Origin of the sequence: Arthrobacter sp. 4R501 (assembly GCF_002929755.1) — a bacterium.
GTDB lineage: Bacteria > Actinomycetota > Actinomycetes > Actinomycetales > Micrococcaceae > Arthrobacter.
On the sequence record NZ_PJIW01000019.1, the window covers coordinates 26462 to 47109 of the forward strand.

The 20648-nt window shown below is 65.9% G+C and carries 18 protein-coding genes and 3 tRNA genes; 16 read left to right on the top strand and 5 right to left on the bottom strand.

What is annotated here, in order from left to right:
• Window positions 1–13: 13 nt before the first annotated feature.
• From CXR02_RS17535 to CXR02_RS17545, 3 genes are all read right to left on the bottom strand, one after another.
• The gene (locus CXR02_RS17535) at window positions 14–1426 is read right to left on the bottom strand and encodes a C40 family peptidase (protein ID WP_104063150.1); all 1413 of its coding nucleotides are present in this window, start codon (window positions 1424–1426) and stop codon (window positions 14–16) included.
• A gap of 529 nt (window positions 1427–1955) precedes the next feature.
• Entirely contained in the window at window positions 1956–2876 is a 921-nt protein-coding gene (locus tag CXR02_RS17540) for a cation diffusion facilitator family transporter (protein WP_104063151.1), read from the bottom strand.
• 10 nt (window positions 2877–2886) lie between these two features.
• Window positions 2887–3315 (bottom strand): metallopeptidase family protein, encoded by a 429-nt coding sequence (locus CXR02_RS17545; RefSeq protein ID WP_056348808.1) that lies wholly within the window; start codon window positions 3313–3315, stop codon window positions 2887–2889.
• Between the two features lie 72 nt (window positions 3316–3387).
• Here CXR02_RS17545 and CXR02_RS17550 point away from each other — a divergent pair, with 72 nt between their 5' ends.
• Window positions 3388–4005 (top strand): class I SAM-dependent methyltransferase, encoded by a 618-nt coding sequence (locus tag CXR02_RS17550; protein ID WP_104063152.1) that lies wholly within the window; start codon window positions 3388–3390, stop codon window positions 4003–4005.
• 9 nt (window positions 4006–4014) lie between these two features.
• On the opposite strand, the gene CXR02_RS17555 is transcribed toward CXR02_RS17550, so the two are convergent.
• On the bottom strand, window positions 4015–4959 hold the full coding sequence (locus CXR02_RS17555; RefSeq protein WP_104063153.1) for a DMT family transporter: 945 nt from the start codon (window positions 4957–4959) through the stop codon (window positions 4015–4017).
• A gap of 53 nt (window positions 4960–5012) precedes the next feature.
• Window positions 5013–6059 carry a PHP domain-containing protein gene (locus CXR02_RS17560; RefSeq protein WP_104063154.1) on the bottom strand — a complete coding sequence of 349 codons (1047 nt, stop codon included), beginning with the start codon at window positions 6057–6059 and terminating at the stop codon, window positions 5013–5015.
• Window positions 6060–6226: 167 nt separating this feature from the next.
• Here CXR02_RS17560 and CXR02_RS17565 point away from each other — a divergent pair.
• From CXR02_RS17565 to CXR02_RS17635, 15 genes are all read left to right on the top strand, one after another.
• Window positions 6227–6299, top strand: a tRNA-Glu gene (locus CXR02_RS17565).
• A 90-nt stretch (window positions 6300–6389) separates the two neighbouring features.
• Window positions 6390–6463 (top strand) — tRNA-Asp (locus CXR02_RS17570).
• Between the two features lie 48 nt (window positions 6464–6511).
• A tRNA-Phe gene (locus CXR02_RS17575) sits at window positions 6512–6587 on the top strand.
• A 459-nt stretch (window positions 6588–7046) separates the two neighbouring features.
• Entirely contained in the window at window positions 7047–8063 is a 1017-nt protein-coding gene (locus tag CXR02_RS17580) for a LacI family DNA-binding transcriptional regulator (protein WP_104063155.1), read from the top strand.
• 78 nt (window positions 8064–8141) lie between these two features.
• Entirely contained in the window at window positions 8142–9815 is a 1674-nt protein-coding gene (locus CXR02_RS17585; RefSeq protein ID WP_104063156.1) for an ABC transporter substrate-binding protein, read from the top strand.
• Between the two features lie 151 nt (window positions 9816–9966).
• Entirely contained in the window at window positions 9967–10944 is a 978-nt protein-coding gene (locus CXR02_RS17590) for an ABC transporter permease (protein WP_104063157.1), read from the top strand.
• A gap of 8 nt (window positions 10945–10952) precedes the next feature.
• On the top strand, window positions 10953–11993 hold the full coding sequence (locus CXR02_RS17595; RefSeq protein ID WP_104063158.1) for an ABC transporter permease: 1041 nt from the start codon (window positions 10953–10955) through the stop codon (window positions 11991–11993).
• Window positions 11990–12952, top strand: a complete 963-nt coding sequence (locus CXR02_RS17600) for an ABC transporter ATP-binding protein (RefSeq protein WP_104063159.1) — start codon at window positions 11990–11992, stop codon at window positions 12950–12952. The genes CXR02_RS17595 and CXR02_RS17600 overlap by 4 nt, the downstream gene beginning before the upstream one ends.
• The gene (locus CXR02_RS17605; RefSeq protein ID WP_104063160.1) at window positions 12949–14001 is read left to right on the top strand and encodes an ABC transporter ATP-binding protein; all 1053 of its coding nucleotides are present in this window, start codon (window positions 12949–12951) and stop codon (window positions 13999–14001) included. The genes CXR02_RS17600 and CXR02_RS17605 overlap by 4 nt, the downstream gene beginning before the upstream one ends.
• A complete protein-coding gene (locus CXR02_RS17610; protein WP_104063161.1) occupies window positions 13998–15575 on the top strand; it encodes a glycoside hydrolase family 32 protein in 1578 nt (525 codons plus the stop codon). The genes CXR02_RS17605 and CXR02_RS17610 overlap by 4 nt, the downstream gene beginning before the upstream one ends.
• A 508-nt stretch (window positions 15576–16083) precedes the next feature.
• Window positions 16084–17679 carry a glycoside hydrolase family 68 protein gene (locus tag CXR02_RS17615; protein ID WP_104063162.1) on the top strand — a complete coding sequence of 532 codons (1596 nt, stop codon included), beginning with the start codon at window positions 16084–16086 and terminating at the stop codon, window positions 17677–17679.
• A 115-nt stretch (window positions 17680–17794) separates the two neighbouring features.
• A complete protein-coding gene (locus CXR02_RS17620) occupies window positions 17795–19471 on the top strand; it encodes a glycoside hydrolase family 32 protein (RefSeq protein ID WP_104063163.1) in 1677 nt (558 codons plus the stop codon).
• Between the two features lie 71 nt (window positions 19472–19542).
• Window positions 19543–20040, top strand: a complete 498-nt coding sequence (locus tag CXR02_RS17625; protein WP_104063164.1) for an Asp23/Gls24 family envelope stress response protein — start codon at window positions 19543–19545, stop codon at window positions 20038–20040.
• Window positions 20037–20228 carry a hypothetical protein gene (locus tag CXR02_RS17630; RefSeq protein WP_104063165.1) on the top strand — a complete coding sequence of 64 codons (192 nt, stop codon included), beginning with the start codon at window positions 20037–20039 and terminating at the stop codon, window positions 20226–20228. The genes CXR02_RS17625 and CXR02_RS17630 overlap by 4 nt, the downstream gene beginning before the upstream one ends.
• Window positions 20225–20605: a hypothetical protein gene (locus CXR02_RS17635; RefSeq protein ID WP_104063166.1), complete on the top strand. Its 381-nt coding sequence runs from the start codon at window positions 20225–20227 to the stop codon at window positions 20603–20605. The genes CXR02_RS17630 and CXR02_RS17635 overlap by 4 nt, the downstream gene beginning before the upstream one ends.
• Window positions 20606–20648: the final 43 nt, after the last annotated feature.

The window sequence follows — 20648 nt, forward strand, 5'->3', positions numbered from 1 at the left end:
AGCCCTGGCCCGGTCAGTAGCGGGCTGCGTAAGGGTGGAGTTGCATCCCCGCCATCCAGCTCAGCTGGGTCACGCCGATGCCCTGGTCCGGATTCAGCGCTTGCACTACCTGGCCGTTCCCCAGGTAGATCGCCACGTGATAGAAGCCCGGCGCTGAGCCCCAGACCAGCAGGTCTCCACGCCGCGCCTGGGAGATCGGCACGTGAACGGGAGCTGCCGCGTACTGCTGCGCAGCGGTGCGCGGCAAGTACTTGCCGGCGGCGAAGGCTGTTTGCACGAGGCCGGAGCAGTCAAAGCCGTTGGGGCCCGTGCCGCCGTACTGGTAGAAGTACGGCGCCCCCACCTTGGACATCGCCACGGAGATGGCAGTCTCATTGGAACCGCCCGGCGATGGGGCTGGAGCAGGCGCGGGTGCTGGAGCCGGGGCTGGGGCCGGGGCTGGGGCTGGAGCAGGCGCGGGTGCAGGCGCGGGAGCTGGCGCGGGTGCCGGTGAAGGGGCGGGAGCTGGCGCCGGTGCTGGAACCGGAGCGGGGGCCGGTGCGGCCGGCAGGTTCCCGCCAGCGGCCGGTCCGGCTGTGGGCCGGTCTGGCGCTGCTTGGGCCGCAGCCCGATCAGCAGCCGCAGTCAGTTCGGCGAGCCTGGCCTCCTCGCGCTGCCGGTCCAAGGCGTCAATGCGAGCCGATTCGAGGGCAACAGTGGTGTTCCGCAGCTGGGCCAGCTGATCCACCAGGATTGTCCGTTGCGCCGCGGCTTCGGCTACGGCCTTGGCCTGGGTGGCGTTGGCCTGTTCGGCCTCTTCCTTGCGGGCTTGGGCTTTCTGGGCGGCGTCATCGGCGGCCCGGTTGGCGTCGTCGGCGGCGGCCGTCAGGGACTGAGCCGCGGACGCTGCGGATGCGGCCGCTTCGAAGGCGCGGCTCCGGCTGGCCGAAATGGCTTCCAGCGTCGCGGCCTGGTGCAGGGCTTCGGCATTGCCGCTGACGAAGGTGCCCAGCGTCGGGTTCAGCCCGCCGTTGCGGTAGAGGTCACCGGCGAGCTGGCCGACCTGTTTCCGGGTCCTGTCCTGCTCGTTGGTCGCAGAGGTGGCCTTGGCCGTGGCCGCTTCCGCCGTCATCCTGCGGTCCTGCAGTTCCACCAGGGCTTCGCCGTAGGCGTTGTTGGCTTTCAGCGACAAGGCAAACGTGGCTTGCTGGGCGCTGGTGGCGTCGGCCAGGAGGCGTTCGATGATGGCGACCTGATCCGCCGTCGCGCGTTCACTCGCCTTAGCTGTGGCGATGTCCTCCGGGGTGGGAAGTTCCGGCGACGCCGGACGCTGGACTGTTGAAGCCTGCGGTAGCGGTGCTGCCTGGGCGGGGAGGGTCATGGTGCCGAAAAGTACGACGGCGGTGCACAGTACGGCGGCCTTCAGGCCGGATCCGGTCAAACCCATTCGCAGAACCTCGCACGCAGTAAGGCTGGGGGAGCGAGGTCTGGTGGCGGCACAAGGAGCCCCTCTGCTGATCTCCCAGCAGTCCGAGGCTACGTGAGCGTGTGCACTTTGGCAACACTGGTCACATCAATAACATAATCAACAAGAGTGCAATTCCGGCGCATCTGTATCCGGCGTGTCGCAAATCGGCTCCCGCTCCGCAGGACAGATCTCTCCCGGCAACATGGCGGGCTCCGCCGGGTACGCGGGCTCCGCGTGGGCGGGGACCGGTGGTGGGCGGCCGGAAGCCACCGCTGGGTCTGGCTCAGCGGTTCCTCGCTGACGTCACGGGAGGCAGCCTTTTGCGTGCCCGGGCGTCTGCTGGCCGCGGATTTCCGGGGTTCGTGACTTCGCCGGTGGCCAAAAGAGTGCTCGGCGTGACGCAAGGGTGCCGCTGCCCCGGCCCGGAGTTTTCCACATAACGTGCACACAGGGGCCGCGCCGCCCACGCGGCTGCCACGCCGCCGTCGTCGTCCTGCTGGGAGTCCTGCTACGCGTGCTGGCGCGATTCGTGCTCCGAGTGGCTGGCGGGTTCCAGCTGGAATGTGCAGTGCTCGGTGTCAAAGTGGGAGCCCAGGCATGTGGTGAGCTTGTCCAGGAGCTGGTCGGCGCCGCGGGCATTCAGGACCCCGTCCTCCACCACCACGTGGGCCGAAAACACCGGCACGCCGGACGTGATGGTCCAGATGTGGATGTCATGGACGTCAACCACTCCGTCAACGCTGAGGATGTGTTCGCGGATCATCTGCACTTCCACGCCTTTGGGGGTTGCCTCCAGGAGGACGTCCACCACATCCCGCAGCAGGCTCCAGGCCCGCGGCAGGATCATGATGGCGATGAGCACGGAGGCGATCGTGTCGGCGGCCTGGTAGCCGGTGAACATGATGACCAGGGCAGCAACGATGACGGCGACTGAGCCCAGCAGGTCGCCCAGCACCTCAAGGTAGGCGCCCCGGACGTTCAGGCTGTCCTGGTGCGCGCCGCGCAGGATCAGCAGCGAGACCAGGTTGGCCACCGCGCCCAGGATGGCGGCGAACAGCATGATGTCGGTGTGGACCTCGGGCGCGGAGCCGATCCGCCGGATGGCCTCGGTGAAGATGACAACCGAGATGACAACCAGGATCAGGGCGTTGGCCAGGGCGGCCAGGACCTCGGCACGCTGGTAGCCGTAGGTCCGCTGGTCACTCGCCGGGCGTCCGGCGATCCAGGCAGCCAGGAGCGCGATGGTCACGCCTGCCGCGTCGGAGAGCATGTGGCCGGCATCAGCCAGCAGGGCCAATGATCCGGACAGTGCCGCGCCGATCACCTGGACCACCACCACCGCCAGGGTGATGGCCAGGACGGCGATGAGCCGTTTGCGGTGCCGGCCTGTTGCCGTGATCCCGTGTGTGTGGCTGTGGTCGTGTCCCATGCCTACAAGGCTAGTCCCAGCCGAGCTCGTGCAGCCGCCGGTCATCGATGCCGAAGTGGTGGGCGATCTCGTGGACCACCGTCACGGCCACTTCCTGGATCACCTCGTCGCGTGACCCGCAGATGTCCAGGATGGGTTGGCGGAAGATGGTGATCCGGTCCGGCAGTGAACCGGCGTCCCACCATGAATCCCGCTCCGTCAAGGGAACACCCTCATAGAGGCCCAGCAGAACGGTGTCCGGGTCCTCGCCCGGGCCGGGCACGTAGTCGTCCTCGACAAACACCGCTACATTGTCCATGGCGGCCGCAAGCTTGGCGGGAATCAGGCCCAGGGCATCCGTGACGGCGGCTTCGAAATCGTCAGCGGACATCTCAAACGGACCGGACTCTTGCGGGCCATCCGGGATGATGGGCAGGCCGGGCGGCAGGTTGACGGGCATATGCAGACTCTAGTCTGCAGCCGGGTTGGCGCGCATACTGAATCCCATCCCTGACCGCCTGTGAGGAGCCGGATGTCCGTCCGCCATCGCCTTTTTGCCGCCATGTACGACACGTTGTCGGCCTCTGTAGAGCGCAGGGAGCTGTCTCCGCGCCGGGCGCGGCTGCTCTCCCCGCTGGCGGGAACCGTGGTGGACGTCGGCGCAGGCACCGGGGCCAACCTGCGGCACTTCCGCCACGCTGACCGGGTAATCCTCGTGGAACCGGACCCCTACATGCGGGCCAGATTGCGGGCACGTCTGGGGGAGTCGCCCGTTCCGGTGGAGGTTTCCGACGCCGATGCGGAGCACCTGCCGCTGCCGGACGGCACAGCTGACGCCGTCGTTTTCACCCTGGTGCTGTGCTCGGTACCGGATCAGCGGCTTGCCTTGTTGGAGGCCCGCAGGGTCCTCAAACCCGGCGGGACCCTCGCGGTGCTGGAGCATGTCCGCGGACAGGGCCGTGCGGCCCGCTGGCAGGACAGGCTGGACGGTCTTTGGGGCCGTTGCGTGGCGCCCGGGTGCCACCTCAACCGGAACACGGTGGCATCCATTGGCGAGGCCGGGTTCGAATTCACGGAAGTCAGCAGGTTGGAGGCCCCGGCGATTGCCCTGGCCACACCCATCATCGCGGGCACGGCAGTGCCACGGTGAATGCAGCCCCTACCGGGACCTGCGGCGCGTCAGGCCCACGCCTACCAGGCAGACCACGCCGCCCACGAGGCCCAGCACGGCGGGGACTTCGCTGAGGATCAGCCAGGAGATCAGGATGGTGGTGCCCGGCACCAGATAGGTGGTGGCCGCCAGTTTTCCGGCGTCAATCAGGGACAGCGCGTACGCCCAGGTGGTAAAGGCTATGGCGGTGGGGAAGATGCCCAGATACACCAGGCCCAGTGTTGCCGGCAGCGGGGCCGACTGCAGTTCGGACACCAGCTGGCCGCTGAAGGGCAGGCAGCAGACGGCCCCCACCATGATGCCGAACCAGGTGGCCTGGCCCGCCGGGAACTTCCGCAACACCGGCTTCTGGATGATGACGCTGACGGCTGCGAGCACGGCGGCAAGGAGGCAGAGCAGCACGCCCGCCACATCCGCCGTCGAACGTTCCCCGGAACCTGAGCCGGATCCGAGCGCGATCAGCGCCACCCCGCCGAATGCCACCAGGCTGCCGATTATCAGCCAGCGCGGGAAGCCCTCCTTCAGGAAGAAACCGGCCATGATGGCAACGAGGATGGGGTTGACGTTGATCAACAGCGCGGCGGTCCCGGCGTCCAGCAGGTGTTCCGCCGCGTTCAGGGCCACGTTGTAGCCGCCGAACCACATCACGCCGTACCCCAGGATGGGCCACCATTCGCGGCCTTGCGGCAGCACTCTGCTCTTGGCCAGCTGCGGCAGCACCAGTGCACCGAGCACGACGGCGGCAACCGCCAGCCTGCCCAGGGTCAGGGATCCCGGGGAGAAGGTGGGGCCGATAGCCCGGATCCCCACGAACGCCGAAGCCCAGAGCACCACGGTGACCACCACGGCGGCGACGCCGAGCGCGTTAGTGCGGCCAGGTGGTGGGCGAAGCGGCGTTGTTGTTGCGGCGCTGGGAGGGGTGCTTGAAGCCATGCTGCCAATCTATCCCCGCGGCGACGCCGGCAGCTGGCGGGAATCGGTCACGTCTAGTCGAGTTTCTGCCAATCCCGGGCCGACCACTCCAGCAGCCGTCCCAAGGGCCAGGTGGTCACAATGCGCTCCGCGGGAATGTTGTTGTGCGCGGCGCGGGCAGCCCCGTACTGGAGGAAGTCGAGCTGGCCCGGAGCGTGGGCGTCGCTGTCGATCGAGAACAGGCAGCCGGCGTCGAGGGCAAGCTGGATCAGGTTATCCGGCGGGTCCTGCCGCTCGGGGCGGGAGTTGATCTCTACCGCCACGTTGTATTCCGCGCACGCCGCGAAGACCTCCCGGGCGTCGAAGTCCGATTGCGGACGCGTGCCGCGGGAGCCTTCCACCAGGCGTCCGGTGCAGTGGCCCAGCACGTTGGTCCGGGGGTTCTGGATGCCCTGGAGCATCCGCAGCGTCATGGTGTCGCGGTCTGCCCGAAGTTTGGAATGGACACTGGCCACCACAATATCCAACCGCGCCAGCATGTCCGGTGACTGGTCCAGTTCGCCGGATTCCAGGATGTCCACTTCGATGCCGGTCAGGAGCCGGAATCCGTCCTTTTTGCCGTCAACTGCGGCAGCGTTGATGGTAGCCACAACGTCGAGCTGTTCGGTCAGGCGCTCCGCGGTGAGCCCGTTGGCGATGGTCAGGTTGGGGGAGTGGTCCGTCAGGGCCAGGTACTCGCGGCCCAGCAGGCGCGCGGCGTCTGCCATGAGCTCGATGGGGGAGCCGCCGTCGGACCAGTCGCTGTGGCTGTGGAGGTCGCCGCGGAGTGCTGCGTGGAGCTCGGCCCCGCCGTCCGCCAGAGGCGCCCTGCTGCGCTGGCGCAGGTCCTCAAGGTACTCGGGCACGTCGCCGTCCACTGCCTGCCGGACCACCTGGTAGGTCCTGTCGCCGATGCCCTTCATGCTCTTGAGCCTGCCGTCCCGGGCCCGGGCAGCCACCTCGGAAGGATCAAGCCCGGCGATGATCCCCGCCGCCTTCCGGAAGGCCTGGACCTTGAACGTGGCAGCGCGTTCCCGTTCCAACCAGAAAGCAATTTCATTGAGTGCGGCGACGGCATCCATCTGTCCATCTTCGCCTGTTCCGGCCGCGTCAGTCAGGTGCCTGCGGGCCGATTTTGAGTTATTCCCGCCGAGGCCCTATAGTTTTAGAGTCCAGTTCGGAGCAACTGCAAAAGACAAGACTGAGAGCCTCGGCTCGAAGCCTTTTATTTTGTGCCGAACGGGTTCTGGCCCCCATCGTCTAGCGGCCTAGGACACCGCCCTTTCACGGCGGCGGCACGGGTTCGAATCCCGTTGGGGGTACGCAAGGAACTGGTCTGGCAGGCTGAAAACGTCTGGTAAGCTGGAAGCCTTGAAAAAAGCGGTAGCGATGCCGCGAAGCAAGAAAATCAAGGCCCTGTAGCGCAGTTGGTTAGCGCGCCGCCCTGTCACGGCGGAGGTCGCGGGTTCAAGTCCCGTCAGGGTCGCTCTGATTGCCGGAAGAAATTCCAGCGGTCAAGGTGACATGTCACCTAGGCTCTGTAGCTCAGTTGGTAGAGCGTTCGACTGAAAATCGAAAGGTCACCGGATCGACGCCGGTCGGAGCCACCACTGGGAAGCATCAGTTCTTCGGAACTGGTGCTTTTCTTCTTTAACCGCATCATCGATTGCTCCTTGGTGGCCCGTTTACTCTCCCCTTCGACGCGCCCCCGCCCCTTCGACGCGCAAATGCTCCTTCGACGCGCGTATTCGGGCGCCGCCAGGTCTTTTCCGTGTCCGTGGCGAATTTGCGCGTCGTAAAGGAAGCCCGCACCGGGCGCCGGACCCGACGAGGCCGAGCACGCGGTGTTCTGAAAGTTCTTCACGCCAGCCGTTGACAGTCTCCATGTAACGCGCGTAACCTAAATCACACGTCGTATGTAACGCGCGTAACTATAAGAATCCGGCCGGTCACCAGACGGGCCCCACGCAGAAGTCCTGGAGCATTCAATGGCGAACAGCACCCCACCCGCACCTGTAGCGAAGACACGCGCAGGTACGACGGCGGCCCCCGCGCAGCGTGGCGTCACCATGGCGGATGTGGCCAAGTACGCCGGAGTGTCCCGCACCGCCGTGTCCTTCGTACTCAGCAACCGGGAGCATGCCAACGTCTCGCAGGACACCAAGCACCGCATCCTTGAGGCCGTCCAAACACTCGGCTACCGTCCCAACGCCGGTGCCCGGGCACTGGCGTCCCAGCGAAGCGACTGGTACGGCATCGTCACGGAGATTGTCACGGCACCGTTTGCCGTGGACATCATCAAGGGCGCGCAGGACCAGGCCTGGCTGTCCCGCCGGTTCCTGCTCATCGCGCCCTCCGACCAGGCCGATGCCGTAGGACCCAACCAGGGCATGGAGGATGCAGCCTTTGAAAAGCTGCTGGAGCAGAGGGTGGAAGGACTTCTGTACGCGGCCACCTTCCACCGGGCCGTGCACGTTCCGAAAAGCGCCAATGAGGTGCCCACTGTCCTGATCAACTGCTTCGACGCGGACGGGAAGCTGCCCTCGATCGTCCCGGACGAACGCGCAGGTGGGCGCGTCGCCGTCGAGCGTTTGCTCCAGGCAGGCCACTCCAGAATCGGTGTCATCAACCTGGATCCGAACATCCCCGCCGCCGTCGGACGGCTGGAGGGGTGCCGTGAAGCACTCGCCGAAGCAGGGCTGGAACTGGACCCTGATCTTCTAGTCTCGGGATACGCGACGGCGGACGGCGGCTACGAGGCAGCCTGCCGAATTCTTGATAGATATCCCGCTGGGGAAGGCAGGCCAACTGCCTTGTTCTGCCTCAACGACCGGATGGCCATGGGCGCCTACGACGCCATCAAGGAGCGCGGGCTCGCCATCCCCCAAGACATCGCCGTGATCGGCTTCGACAACCAGGAACTCATTGCGGCCTACCTCAGGCCAAAACTGACCACGGTTGCGTTGCCCTTCGAGGAGATGGGTGCGCTGGGTGTCCAGACACTCGCAAGCCTTACAGCAGGACAGCCGATCACCGCCCATCAGCAAATGGTCGACTGTCCGCTGCTAGAACGCTTTTCAGTCTGACGGCAAATCATTACCTGAAAAGCAAACCCCAACCACACCTTCACCTTCAGCGATGAAGTGAGGAAAGAGAACTCCATCATGACACAACAGCGATTCCTCCGGTCTGCCCGAATCACGGCGGCCAGCCTGGCAATAGGTGCCCTCCTGCTCACGGGCTGCTCGGCCAACCAGGGCACAACAGGTGCCACCGGCGCCTCAGCCGAGAGCGCATTCCTGACCATTCCCCGCGAGGACATGGGCACGTTTGTCCAGAACTTCAACCCCTTCGCACCCACGGTGAACCCCATGGTGCAGCAGTCGATCTACGAGTCCCTTCTGATCTTCAACCCGGCAAAGGGGGACACAACGCCGTGGCTCGCCACTGAGTGGCAGGCGGCTGCCGACGGCAAGTCCATCACCTTCACCCTCCGCGATGGAGTGAAGTGGTCGGACGGAAAGCCGTTCGTCGCAGAAGACGTCGCTTACACTTTCGAACTGCAGAAGAAGATCAAGGGAGGCTTTGAGTACCTCGAAACGGTGACCCCCGAGGGCACCAACAAGGTCACCTTCAACTTCAGCAAGCCCTGGTCGCCCGCCCTTTACGACCTGGGCCAGCTCACCATCCTGCCCAAGCACATCTGGTCCGCGCTTGCCGACCCTGGCAAGGATGCCAACGCCCAGCCGGTGGGCACCGGCCCGTACACCGAGGTGGACAGCTTCCAGGCCCAGTCCTTCGTGCTGAAGAAGAACCCCAACTACTGGCAGCCGGAAAAGCAGAAGATCGCCGGCATCAAGATGCTTGCCTTCGCCGGGAACGACGGCGCCAACCTCGCCGCCGCGAACGGCGACGTCGACTGGGCGCCGCAGTACATTCCCAACATTGAAAAGACCTTCGTCTCCAAGGACAAGGAACACCGCCAGTACTGGTTCCCGGCCACGGGCGCGACGATCAACTGGCAACTCAACACCGCCAAGGCACCCTTCAACGACGTTGACGTCCGCAAGGCACTCAGCATGGCCGTGGACCGCGACCAGGTGACCAAGATCGGCATGAGCGGCTACGCGAAGCCGGCTGACTGCACGGGCCTGTCCGGCAACTATGAAAAGTGGAAGAACGCCAGCGTCAAGGACAACTGCACGTGGACCAAACTGGATCTGGACGCTGCGAACCAGCTGCTGGACAAGGCCGGTTACGCCAAGGGAGCCGACGGCAAGCGCACGCTGAAGGACGGCACGCCTTTTGAGTTCAAAATCTCCGTCGGCGCTTCTTCATCCGACTGGCTTTCCGTGGCCAACGTGATTTCCCAGAACCTCGCCGAGGTCGGCGTGACTGCCAAGGTCGACTCCCCGGACTGGGCCGCGGTTGTAGCCGGCTACGAGACGGGCGACTTCGATTCGGGCATCGTCTGGAGCGCCAACGACCCCAGCCCGTACAAGTACTTCAACACCTCCATGGGCACCGCAACGGTCAAGCCGGTAGGCACCAAGACCTTCGACAACTACCACCGCTTCGGGGACGCCAAGGCAGACGCGCTGCTCGCCGAGTTCGCCGCGGAGGCCGACGAGTCCAAGCAGCAGGACATCGCCGACAAACTCCAGGAAGAATACAACGACGTCGCGCCCGTGGTGCCGCTGTTCTCCGGCCCGGAATGGGGCGCCTTCAACGACACCCGGTTCACCGGCTGGCCCACGGAGGACAATCCCTACGCGACGCTCTCGGTGAAGTCGCCGACCACCGTCCTGGTCCTGACGTCGCTGGAACCACGCAAGTAGTCCCACCGCCACCCTGACCTCGCTTCGCTTCGGCCAGGGAACCCTGGCGGCGTGGGCCCACCCACCGCCACCCTGACCCGCACACCCGGCGCTGTTTCCGGCGCCGGGTGTGCTCCCAAAACTTTCCGCAATTCCCGAATGGAGGGAAACCGTGCGCTTTATCCTGCGCCGCCTGGGTTTCTACCTGATTGCCTTCTGGGTGTCCATCACCCTGAATTTCCTGCTCCCGCGCTTTATGCCCGGCGACCCCGTTTCCCGGATGTTCGCCCGGAACCAGGACCGGATGCAGCCCGAGCAGATCGAGCAGCTGCGCAAACTGCTCGGCGTGGACGACCGGCCGCTCTGGGAGCAGTACTTCGGCTACCTCCACAACATGCTGACCGGCCAGATGGGCGTTTCCATGTCCCGTTTCCCCGCTCCCGTCACGGAAGTGATCGGCTCACAGGTGGGCTGGACGCTCCTGCTCGGCGGGACCGCGCTGGTGATCGCCGCCGTCGTGGGTAACCTGCTGGGGATCCTGGCCGCGTGGCGGCGCGGGGGAGCCGTTGACTCGGCGCTCCCGCCGCTGCTGATCTTCATCGGTTCCTTTCCCTACTTCTGGCTTGCCATGGGCGCCCTCTACCTGTTCGGCGTCACGCTGGGCTGGTTCCCCATCCGGCACGCCTTCAGCGACACCATCGAGCCCGGCTTCAGCTGGGAGTTCGTGTCCGACGTCGGCATGCACCTGGTGCTGCCGGCCCTCACCATCGTGCTGGTCTCGATCGGCGGCTGGATGCTGGGAATGCGCAACACGATGATCGCCACCAACGCCGAGGACTACATCACCATGGCCGAGGCGAAGGGCCTGCGCCCCGGACGGATCATGTTCCGCTACGCCGCCCGCAACGCGATGCTGCCGTCCGTGACCGCCTTCGGCATGAGCCTGGGCTTTGTGGTGGGCGGTGCCCTCCTGACCGAGGTGGTGTTCGCCTACCCGGGCGTGGGCTACCAGCTGCTGGCCGCCGTGCAAGGACTCGATTATCCGCTCATGCAGGGCCTGTTCCTGACCATCACGGCCGCCGTGCTGCTGGCCAACTTCCTGGTGGACATCCTCTACGTCCGCCTCGACCCGCGCGTGCGCAGCAACTAGGACTGATCATGACCACTTCCATCGCAAACACCGCTTCCAGCCTGCCCGGCGAGACCCTCGCAGATCCGCTCACCGGCAAAACGCCCGACGGCGGTACCGGGCTTCCGCCCGCGGTTTCCGTCCGGCAATCCAACCGGAGCCTCCTGCACGGGCTGCTGACCAACAAGAAGGCCATGACCGGCGCGGCCATCCTGTTCGTTTTCATCGCGCTGGCGCTTCTGGCCCCGGTGCTGTTCCCGGACAACCCGTCCAAGATCACCGGCATGGCATCACAGGAGCCCGACGCCGAATACTGGCTGGGCACCACGGCCAAGGGCCAGGACGTCCTGGCCCTGACCATCCACGGTTCCCGCAGTTCCCTGTTTGTGGGCCTGACCGTGGGGTTCGCCTCCACGTTCATCGGCATCCTGGTGGGCCTCGCCTCGGCGTACTTCGGCAAGTTCATCGACGAGGCCCTGTCCCTCACCACCAACGTGTTCCTGCTGCTGCCGGGCCTGCCGCTCCTGGTGATCCTGGCCGCATTCCTGCCGCCCGGCCTTGGCACCGTCATCCTGGTCCTGGTGGTCACCGGCTGGGCCGGCTCCGCCCGGGTGCTGCGCTCACAGGCGCTGTCCATCCGGTCCAAGGACTTTGTGGCCGCCGCCGTGGTCACCGGCGAACGGCCGCTGCGGATCATGTTCGGCGAGATCCTGCCCAACATGGCCTCCATCGTGATGGGCACGCTGCTGGCCTGCATCATCTACGGCATCGGCGCCCAGGCCGGCCTGGAGTTCCTGGGCCTGGGGGATGTCAGCACGGTCTCGTGGGGCAACAACCTCTACTGGGCCGGCAACGAAGGTGCGCTGCTGACCGGCAGCTGGTGGGTCTTTGTCCCGTCCGGCGTGTGCATCGCGCTGGTGGCGTTCTCGCTGGCGCTGATCAATTACGCCGTGGACGAGGTCACCAATCCCCGCCTGCGGAAAATCCGCAAGCCCAAGTCCGACAAACCCCAGCCCACCCAGGCCGACCAACCCAAGCCCGTCCCCACCGGAAAGCGAGCAGCGGCATGACCGTCTCCCAGACTTCCCTCGGCTCGCACCAGCCCGTCCTGGAGATCAAGGACCTCACCGTGAAGTACCGCGGCGACACCCGGTCCACCACCGCCGTCGACCGCGTCTCCTTCAGCATCGGCGCCGGCGAGATCTTCGGCCTGGCCGGCGAATCCGGCTGCGGCAAATCAACCATCGCGAACGCCATCATGCGGCTGCTGCGCGACCCCGCGGAGATCGCCGGCGGCAGCATCCGCTTCGGCGGCAGGGACGTCCTGGCGCTGGGCAAGGAGGAGCTCCGACGCTTCCGCTGGCAGGACGTGGCCATGGTTTTCCAGTCGGCCATGAACTCACTCAACCCGGTGATGACCATCGGCGACCAGATCGTCGACATCTTCACCACGCATGCCGGCTACTCCCGCAAGGAGTCCCTGCGGAGGGCCGCCGAGCTCCTGGAACTGGTCCGGATCGACCCCGCCCGGTTGAAGTCATACCCGCACCAACTGTCCGGCGGCATGCGCCAGCGGGCCGTCATTGCCATGGCTGTGGCGCTGAAGCCCTCGCTGCTGATCCTCGACGAGCCCACCACCGCCCTGGACGTGGTGGTGCAGCAGGAGATCATGGCCCAGATCAAGGACCTGCAGCACCAGCTGGGCTTCTCGGTCCTCTTCATCACGCACGACATGTCCCTCATGGTGGAACTCTCGCACCGGATGGCGGTGATGTACGGCGGCCGGGTCGTGGAGACGGCCAAGTCCCGGGACATCCATACCGCCCCGCGCCACCCGTACACGCAGGCGCTGATGGGAGCGTTCCCGCCCCTGACTGGGCCGCGGGTGCCGCTCACCGGCCTGGCTGACGGCGTGAAGTTCACCAACATCGCAGACCTCCGGGAAGCGGCGCCGGGCCATTTCGTGGCACCGGTTGCCCCGGATCAGATTGCCGAGAACCAGCCTGCCCTGGAAGGAGCTCACTCATGAGCAAGCACAGCGAAACAGCGGCCCTTGAAGCCCCCGCCCTTGAAGTACGGGGCCTGGTCAAGGATTTCCACAGCGGCGGCCTGTTCTCCCGTGCGGCAGTGCGAGCCCTTGGCGGGGTGGACCTGAGCATCGGCCGGGGTGAAATCGTGGCCCTCGTCGGCGAGTCGGGCTCCGGCAAGAGCACCCTCGCCCGCTGCATTGCGCGGCTGGAACGGCCCACCGCCGGCCAGATCCTGCTGGACGGAACCGACGTCCTGAAACGGGACCGGTTCCAGGCATCCAAGGAATACCGGGCACAGGTGCAGATGGTGTTCCAGGACCCCTTCGGCTCCCTGAACCCGGTTCGCCGGATCGAACACTTCCTGACGCGTTCCCTCACCCTGCATGGAAAAGCCGGGACCCAGGACCAGCTGCGGACCCGGCTGGATGAATTGATGGCCACCGTGGGACTCACCCCGGACATGCTCAATTCCTACCCGCATGAGCTCTCCGGCGGCCAGCGCCAGCGCGTGGCCATCGCCCGGGCCCTGGCCGTGGAACCCGAGGTGATCCTGGCCGATGAGCCCACCTCCATGCTGGATGTCTCGGTCCGGATCGGCATCCTCAACCTGCTGCGCGGGCTCCGGGACGGGAAGGGCATCTCCATGCTCTACATCACCCACGACCTCGCCTCGGCGCGCTACCTCGCGGACCGCATCGCCGTGATGTTCGCCGGCGAACTCGTGGAGGAGGGTGAATCCCTGGACCTCCTGGCGAATCCGGCCCACCCCTACACACGGCTGTTGGTATCGGCCGTTCCGGACCCCGCCCGCACCGGATCCTACGATCCCGCCGAGCGGGCCGAGCTGCGGGCGGCGGTGATGGAACCGACGTCGTGCGCTTACGACGGCGACCCGCAGCAGCGGTGCTCCGCCGCCGAACCCGTGCGGCACCAGGTGGGCGATCCCGCCCATCGGCACTGGGTCCGCTGCCATCTGTACCGGCCGCCCGCTGCTGCATCCAGCCACGCGTTGGCCACCGACCCCCTGGAAAAAGTGGTTTCCGCATGACCGGCTTGACCCACCCGCTGGCCACGGTGCCGCAGGACGAACTCGTGATCCGCGCCGAGGCGGATCCGCACCGGCCGCGCTTCCACTTCGTCTCGCCCGCGGGCTGGCTCAACGATCCCAACGGAGTCAGCCAGTGGAACGGCACCTACCACCTCTTCTACCAGTTCAACCCGGAGGGCGCCTTCCACCACCGCATCCTGTGGGGCCACGCCACCAGCACGGACCTGGTCACCTGGACGGATCAGCCGGTCGCGCTGGAACCCACGGAGGGGCCGGACTCTCCGGACGCCGACGGCTGCTGGTCCGGGGTGCTGGTGAACGACGGCGGCACGCCCACCCTGGTGTATTCAGGCCGGAACGGCGAACACGAACTTCCGTGTGTGGCCGTCGGCTCGCCGGACCTGCTCACCTGGACCAAGGTCCCGGAAAACCCGGTGATCGCGGCCCCGCCGGCAGGAGTGGACGTCACCGCCTACCGGGACCACTGCGTGTGGCGCGAGGGCTCCCGGTGGCGCCAGCTGGTGGGCTCGGGCATCCGGGGCCGCGGCGGCACGGCGTACCTCTATGAGTCGGCCGACCTCCGGACCTGGGACTACATCGGGCCGCTGTTCATCGGCGACGCATCCGCCGGCGATCCCGCGGCGACGGACTGGGAAGGCACCATGTGGGAGTGCGTGGACCTGTTCCGCGCCGGCTCCGGGGTGCTGGGGGATGCTGCGGAGCCACTGGGCGGCGCCGTACAGGCTGACGATGTCCTGGTCTTCTCCGCGTGGGACGACGGCGACACCCGGCATCCGCTGTACTGGACCGGCCGGTATTCCGGAGACTCCTTCGAGCCCGCCGCCCTGCGCCGCCTCGACTACGGTGGACGGTATTTCTACGCGCCCCAATCGTTCTCCGACGACGCCGGCCGCCGTGTGATGTTCGGGTGGCTGCAGGAGGGCCGGACGGACGAGGCCATGGTGGAGGCCGGCTGGTCCGGAGTGATGAGCCTGCCGCGCGTGTCGACGCTGGATGCAGGCGGGGAACTGGCCTTTGCGCCCGTGCCGGAGGTCGAGTCGCTCCGCCGGGACCACGTCAGGATCGGGCCGCGGGAACTGGCCGGCAGCAGCGTTCTTGCCGGCGTGTCCGGCAACCAGTTGGACCTCGAACTGGACGTTGAACTGGAGCCCGGGAGCGTCTTCCGGCTCGGGATCCTGGCTTCCGGCGCTACTCCGGCCGGAACCCAAAGCCCCGCCGAGGAGACGGTCATCGAGGTGGGCCGCGCCGCCGGAAGCACCGGGGAGTCCTGGCTGCGGCTGGACCGCTCGGGCAGCAGCCTGGACCATTCTGTGGATGCGGAGGAGCGGTCAGGACCGGTAAAGCTTCCCGGCGGCAAACTCCACCTTCGGGTCCTCGTGGACCGCTCCGCCGTCGAGATATTCGCCAACGGCAAGCCCCTGACCGCCCGGGTCTATCCCACCCTTGGCGGGACGGCCGTGCGGCTGTCCGCCGACGGGACCGTGCGCCTGCGGCGGCTCGACGCCTGGCGGATGGACGACGTTTTTCGGGGGCCGCGCCCGCTGTTCCCCTAGCCACCCACTGCCGCCCGGCACCCCATCGCTTGCTCCCCACAGGTTCCCTCGCCTCACAAGTTCCGCCAGGGAACCCGGCCCGCGGCCCCCCGGCTCTTTTGAGGCTTCAGAACGGCCGTTACGGAGCAATGGATGAGTAAAAGCAGGCAAACGGCAGGTGAATCTTCTCACTAAAAGAGATTCGAATTGAAACATTTGACGCTGCCAAACCGATGTGTCACGCGCGCGCAATCAGAAATGTAAGCGCTTGCATCAAATGTCTGACATGTGGCATTTCGGTCGTGAAACACGGTTTGGCAGGCCCCCGCCAGCTGCCTACCGTAGAGGCGGGCCAGGGAAGAGATATCGTTCCTGGCCACGCACGGGGCCCTACCCAAGCCCCGTATCCCCTCGATACAACGGCGTTGTCGATGACGCCTGTTTGTGTCGTCGGGGCTGCCGGAGTTTCGGGGAACAGGGCACCAGCCCGTCTTCCACGAATAGTTACAACTCCGCGAGAAGAGCAAACATGCACAAGCACCCCCAACCTGTCCGGATGCCGCGGTGGCGCCAGGCCGCCGCGGCGCTGGCTGCAGCTGTAGTGGCATCGGTCTTCCTGGCCGTTCCCTCAGCCCAGGCCAACGAGCCGGCGGATCCGCCGGCCGCGCAGCAGATGCCGGCCCCCACCCCGGGCTTCCCCCTGCCCAGCACGCACAGCCAGCAGGCCTATGACCCGGCGTCGGATTTCACCTCGAAGTGGACCCGCGCGGACGCTAAGCAGATCATGGCCCAAAGCGACTCCACAGTGGCTCCCGGCGTGAACTCCATGAGCCCGGACGTCACCATGCCGGAGATCCCCGAAGACTTCCCCGCCATGAATGACGACGTCTGGGTTTGGGATACCTGGTCCCTCACGGACGAAAACGCGAACCAGATCAGCTACAAGGGCTGGGACGTCATCTTCTCCCTCGTCGCCGACCGCGACGCTGGCTACGGCTTCGACCAGCGGCACTGGAACGCCCGGATCGGCTATTTCTTCCGCAAGACTAACGCTGACCCAGCCACGGACAAGTGGAACTACGGCGGACACGTCTTCGCTGACGGCGCATCCATCGGCAACACCGAATGGTCCGGTTCTACCCGCCTGATGCAGGGCAACCACGTCAACGTGTTCTACACGGCCACCACGTTCTACGACGTTGCCGAGCGGAACGCCGGCGGCGGCGGCATCGCCCCTGACGCTGCCATCGCCAAGGCGCTCGGCAACATCCACGCCGACCAAAACGGCGTCACCTTCGATGGCTTCACGCACACCAAGCTCCTTGAGCCCGACGGCGAGATGTACCAGAACAAGGCCCAGAACCCCGGCTTCGCCTTCCGTGATCCGTACACGTTTGAGGACCCGGCACACCCCGGCAAGACCTACATGGTCTTCGAAGGCAACACCGGCGGCACCCGTGGAGAATACGAGTGCAAGGCCGAGGACCTCGGCTACCAGCCGGGAGACCCCAACGCCGAGAACCTCAACGAGGTCAACAGCATCGGGGCCTACTACCAGACGGCCAATGTTGGCCTGGCAGTGGCGGACAACAAGGACCTCACCAAGTGGTCCTTCCTGCCGCCGATCCTTTCGGCCAACTGCGTGAACGACCAGACGGAACGCCCGCAGATCTTCATCCAGAACGAAGGTGGCAAGAACAAGTACTACCTGTTCACCATCAGCCACCAGTTCACCTACGCGGCTGGAATGCGCGGCCCCGACGGCGTCTACGGCTTCGTGGGCGACGGTGTGCGCTCCGACTACCAGCCGATGAACAACAGCGGCCTGGCCCTGGCCTCACCGACGGACCTGAACCTGCCCTCCGAATCCCCGGAGCGGCCAACCCCCAGCCAGAATGGCCGCCAGTTCCAGGCCTATTCGCACTATGTGCAGCCGGGCGGCCTGGTGCAGTCCTTCATCGACAACGTGAACGGTGTCCGCGGCGGATCCCTGTCACCCACCGTGAAGATTAACTTCCGCGACGGAATTTCACAGGTTGACCGCACATTCGGCCAGAACGGCCTTGGCCCGTTCGGCTACCTGCCCACCAACCTCAACGTCGGCGGTGCCGGCCACTACAAGTGACCGGCACCATCGCTAGTCGGCACCATCGCTAGCCAGCCCCTGATCGGGGCAAAGTCAGTAAACGGGGACGTCCGTGACATCCACGGGCGTCCCCGCCTCAAATTTTAGGATCCCCATGTTCTTCTTCACCGCTTCCCGGCCGCACCTGAGCAGCCTGGACAGACGCAGGTCCAGCAGACCGGCCCTTTCCGCCGTCGTCGCCCTGCTCCTGGCGGTGACAGCCGCCGGCTGCACCCCTGATTCGCGGAACGTGAATCCCGACGCCGGGAGCCACCCTCCTGAGGGTTCCTCCCAAGGTGCCGCAACGCCGTCGGCCGGCGATCCCTGGCGTCCTGAGGCGCACCTGACGCCGTCCAAGAACTGGATGAATGATCCCAACGGCCTGGTGTACGAAGACGGCACCTACCACGCGTTCTACCAGTACAACCCGAAGGGCAACGACTGGGGCAACATGTCCTGGGGCCATTCCACCAGCACAGATCTGGTGCACTGGGTGGAAGAGCCGGTGGCCATGGAGGCCACGGAGACCGAGGAAATCTTCTCCGGCTCCATCGTGGTGGACACCGACAACACCTCGGGGCTGGGCAGCAAGGACCAGCCGGCCATGGTGGCCCTATATACGAGTGCCTATAAGGACAATGCCCCGCTGCCCAAAGGCTCCCAGGCCCAGTCCGTCGCGTACAGCCTCGACCACGGCCACACCTGGAAGAAGTACCAGGACAATCCCGTCGTGGATCTGCAGCCCTCTTCGCAGAACTTCCGCGATCCCAAGGTCACCTGGTACGAGCCGGGACAATATTGGGTCATGACCACCGTCGTGGCCGACGACCACGTGGTGAAGATCTATAAATCCAAGGACCTGCTGCACTGGGACTTCCTCAGCGACTTCTCCGGGGTCGGCGCACAGGGCGGACTGTGGGAAATGCCTGAACTCCTGGAGGTTCCCGTGGAAGGGACGGACGAGCGGCGCTGGGTCATGCTCCTCAGTATCAACCCGGGCGGCATAGCCGGCGGTTCAGGTATGCAGTACTTCACGGGAGAGTTCGACGGCGTGACGTTCCGCGCCGAGGGCGCCGCAAGTCCGGACGCTCCGCTGGAGGACCACCAGTGGGTGGATTACGGCGCGGATTTCTACGCGGCCACCACCATTTCCGGAGCCCCCGGCGGCAAGCCCGTCCTCTTCGGCTGGATGGGGAACTGGGACTACGCCCAGAAGATGCCCACCACCCCGTGGCGCGGCGCCATGGCAATTCCCCGTGAGCTGACGCTCTCCGGTGGCAGCGGCAACGGTAACGACGACGGCGGCAGGCCCGCCTTGCGCTCGTCCATCGCCGCTGCCCCCGCTGGAGTTTTGTCCAGCGGAGCTGCCTCCGAGCGGCAACTGACAGTTGCCAATGAAAGCAAGCCGCTGGGGGAGGACTTCTCCTCCAGGTCCCAACTCCTGGATGTTGAACTGACGCCGGACGGTGCTGCGGAGGCCGGAATCGAACTGCGCGGGCTCAAGATCCGTTACCAGGCGCAGTCAGGCACGCTGACGGTTGACCGGTCCGCGGCAGGGACCTCAAACTTTTCGGACAAGTTCAGCCCCTACCACCAGGTGAGCGTCCCGCTGGTGGACGGAAAACTGAAGCTGCGGATCCTGCTCGATACCTCCTCGGTGGAAGTGTTCGCCCCCGGAAGCGGCACTGTTGTCACAGATCTCTTCCTGCCCGACTGGTCCAACACTGACACGTCGGTGTTCAGCGAAGGCGGAAAGACCGGATTTACGCTGACCGGCCGGAAGCTGGCCTGACTCGCCACGGATTCCCGGACGTTCCCACACGCAGGGGATAGGGTTGGGAACAACAGAAGGGGAAGTGTCTGATGGAATACCAGAACCCACAACCCGATGCGGGCGTCGAGCGCCAGCATGCTACCAGCCAGCCTGCTACCAGCCACCACGCCGCCAGCCAGGCGCCCGTGCCCGGTCATGGCCGCACCGTGATCGCTGAGACCGCCGTGGCAAAAGTTGCCGGCATCGCTGCCCGTGCCGTGCCCGGCGTCTATTCTTTGGGCTCGGCTCCGTCGCGTGCGCTGGGAGCCATCCGGGACGCCGTCGGCAGTTCGGACCACGCTGCAGGCGTCCGTGCCGAGGTCGGTGAGACGCAAGTGGCGGTGGATATCAGCCTGGTGGCCTCCTACGGATCGCCCCTGCATTCCCTGGCCGATCAGGTCAGGGCAGCCGTTTACCGCGCGGTCGAGGAACTCGTCGGCCTGCAGGTCATTGAAGTGAACGTCGAAATAACCGATGTCTATGTGGCGCCGCCGGTGAAGGCCGGAGCCCCTGCCGTCGCCGTCGCCGAGAGGGAGGCACTGCTGTGAGTCTGACCGTTGTGGGGATCGCCATGGGCGCCTTCGTAGCGTTTATGTCCTTCCAGTTCGGGCTGTGGGGCTTCCTGGTCTCGCTCCTCTTTATGGCCGTCGGCGCCCTCCTGGGCCGCGCAGCGGAAGGGAAACTGGACCTGCGCGGCGTCCTGGATGCCATCATCGGCCGGCGCTCCTCGTCATGACGTCAGTGGCACGTTCCGTCCCCGGCCGGGTCCTGAGCGGACACAACCGCATCAGCACGCAGGCCCTGACCAGCCTGGCCAGGACAGCGGCCGCGGAAGCCCTCGGTGTGGATCCCCATGATGTCCGGGCGGACTGGACGGACGACGACGGCCTGCTGGCGTTGTCGCTGGTGTCGCCTATCAGGATCCCACCCCTGGCCACCGTGCTCAGGGACGCAGGCCGGGTGGCCGCATTCGGCGGATCCATTTGGGACCGGACGGTCGATGCCAAATCCAGGATTCTTTCGACGGTCACGGCCCTCAGCGGCGCCAGTCTGAGCAGGGTGGATATCCGCATCAGCGGCGTTAAGCCGATCGAGGGAGGCCGGGTCCAGTGAGGGGAGGATCAGTGGACGGGGACCTGGATTCGAGGCAACCAAA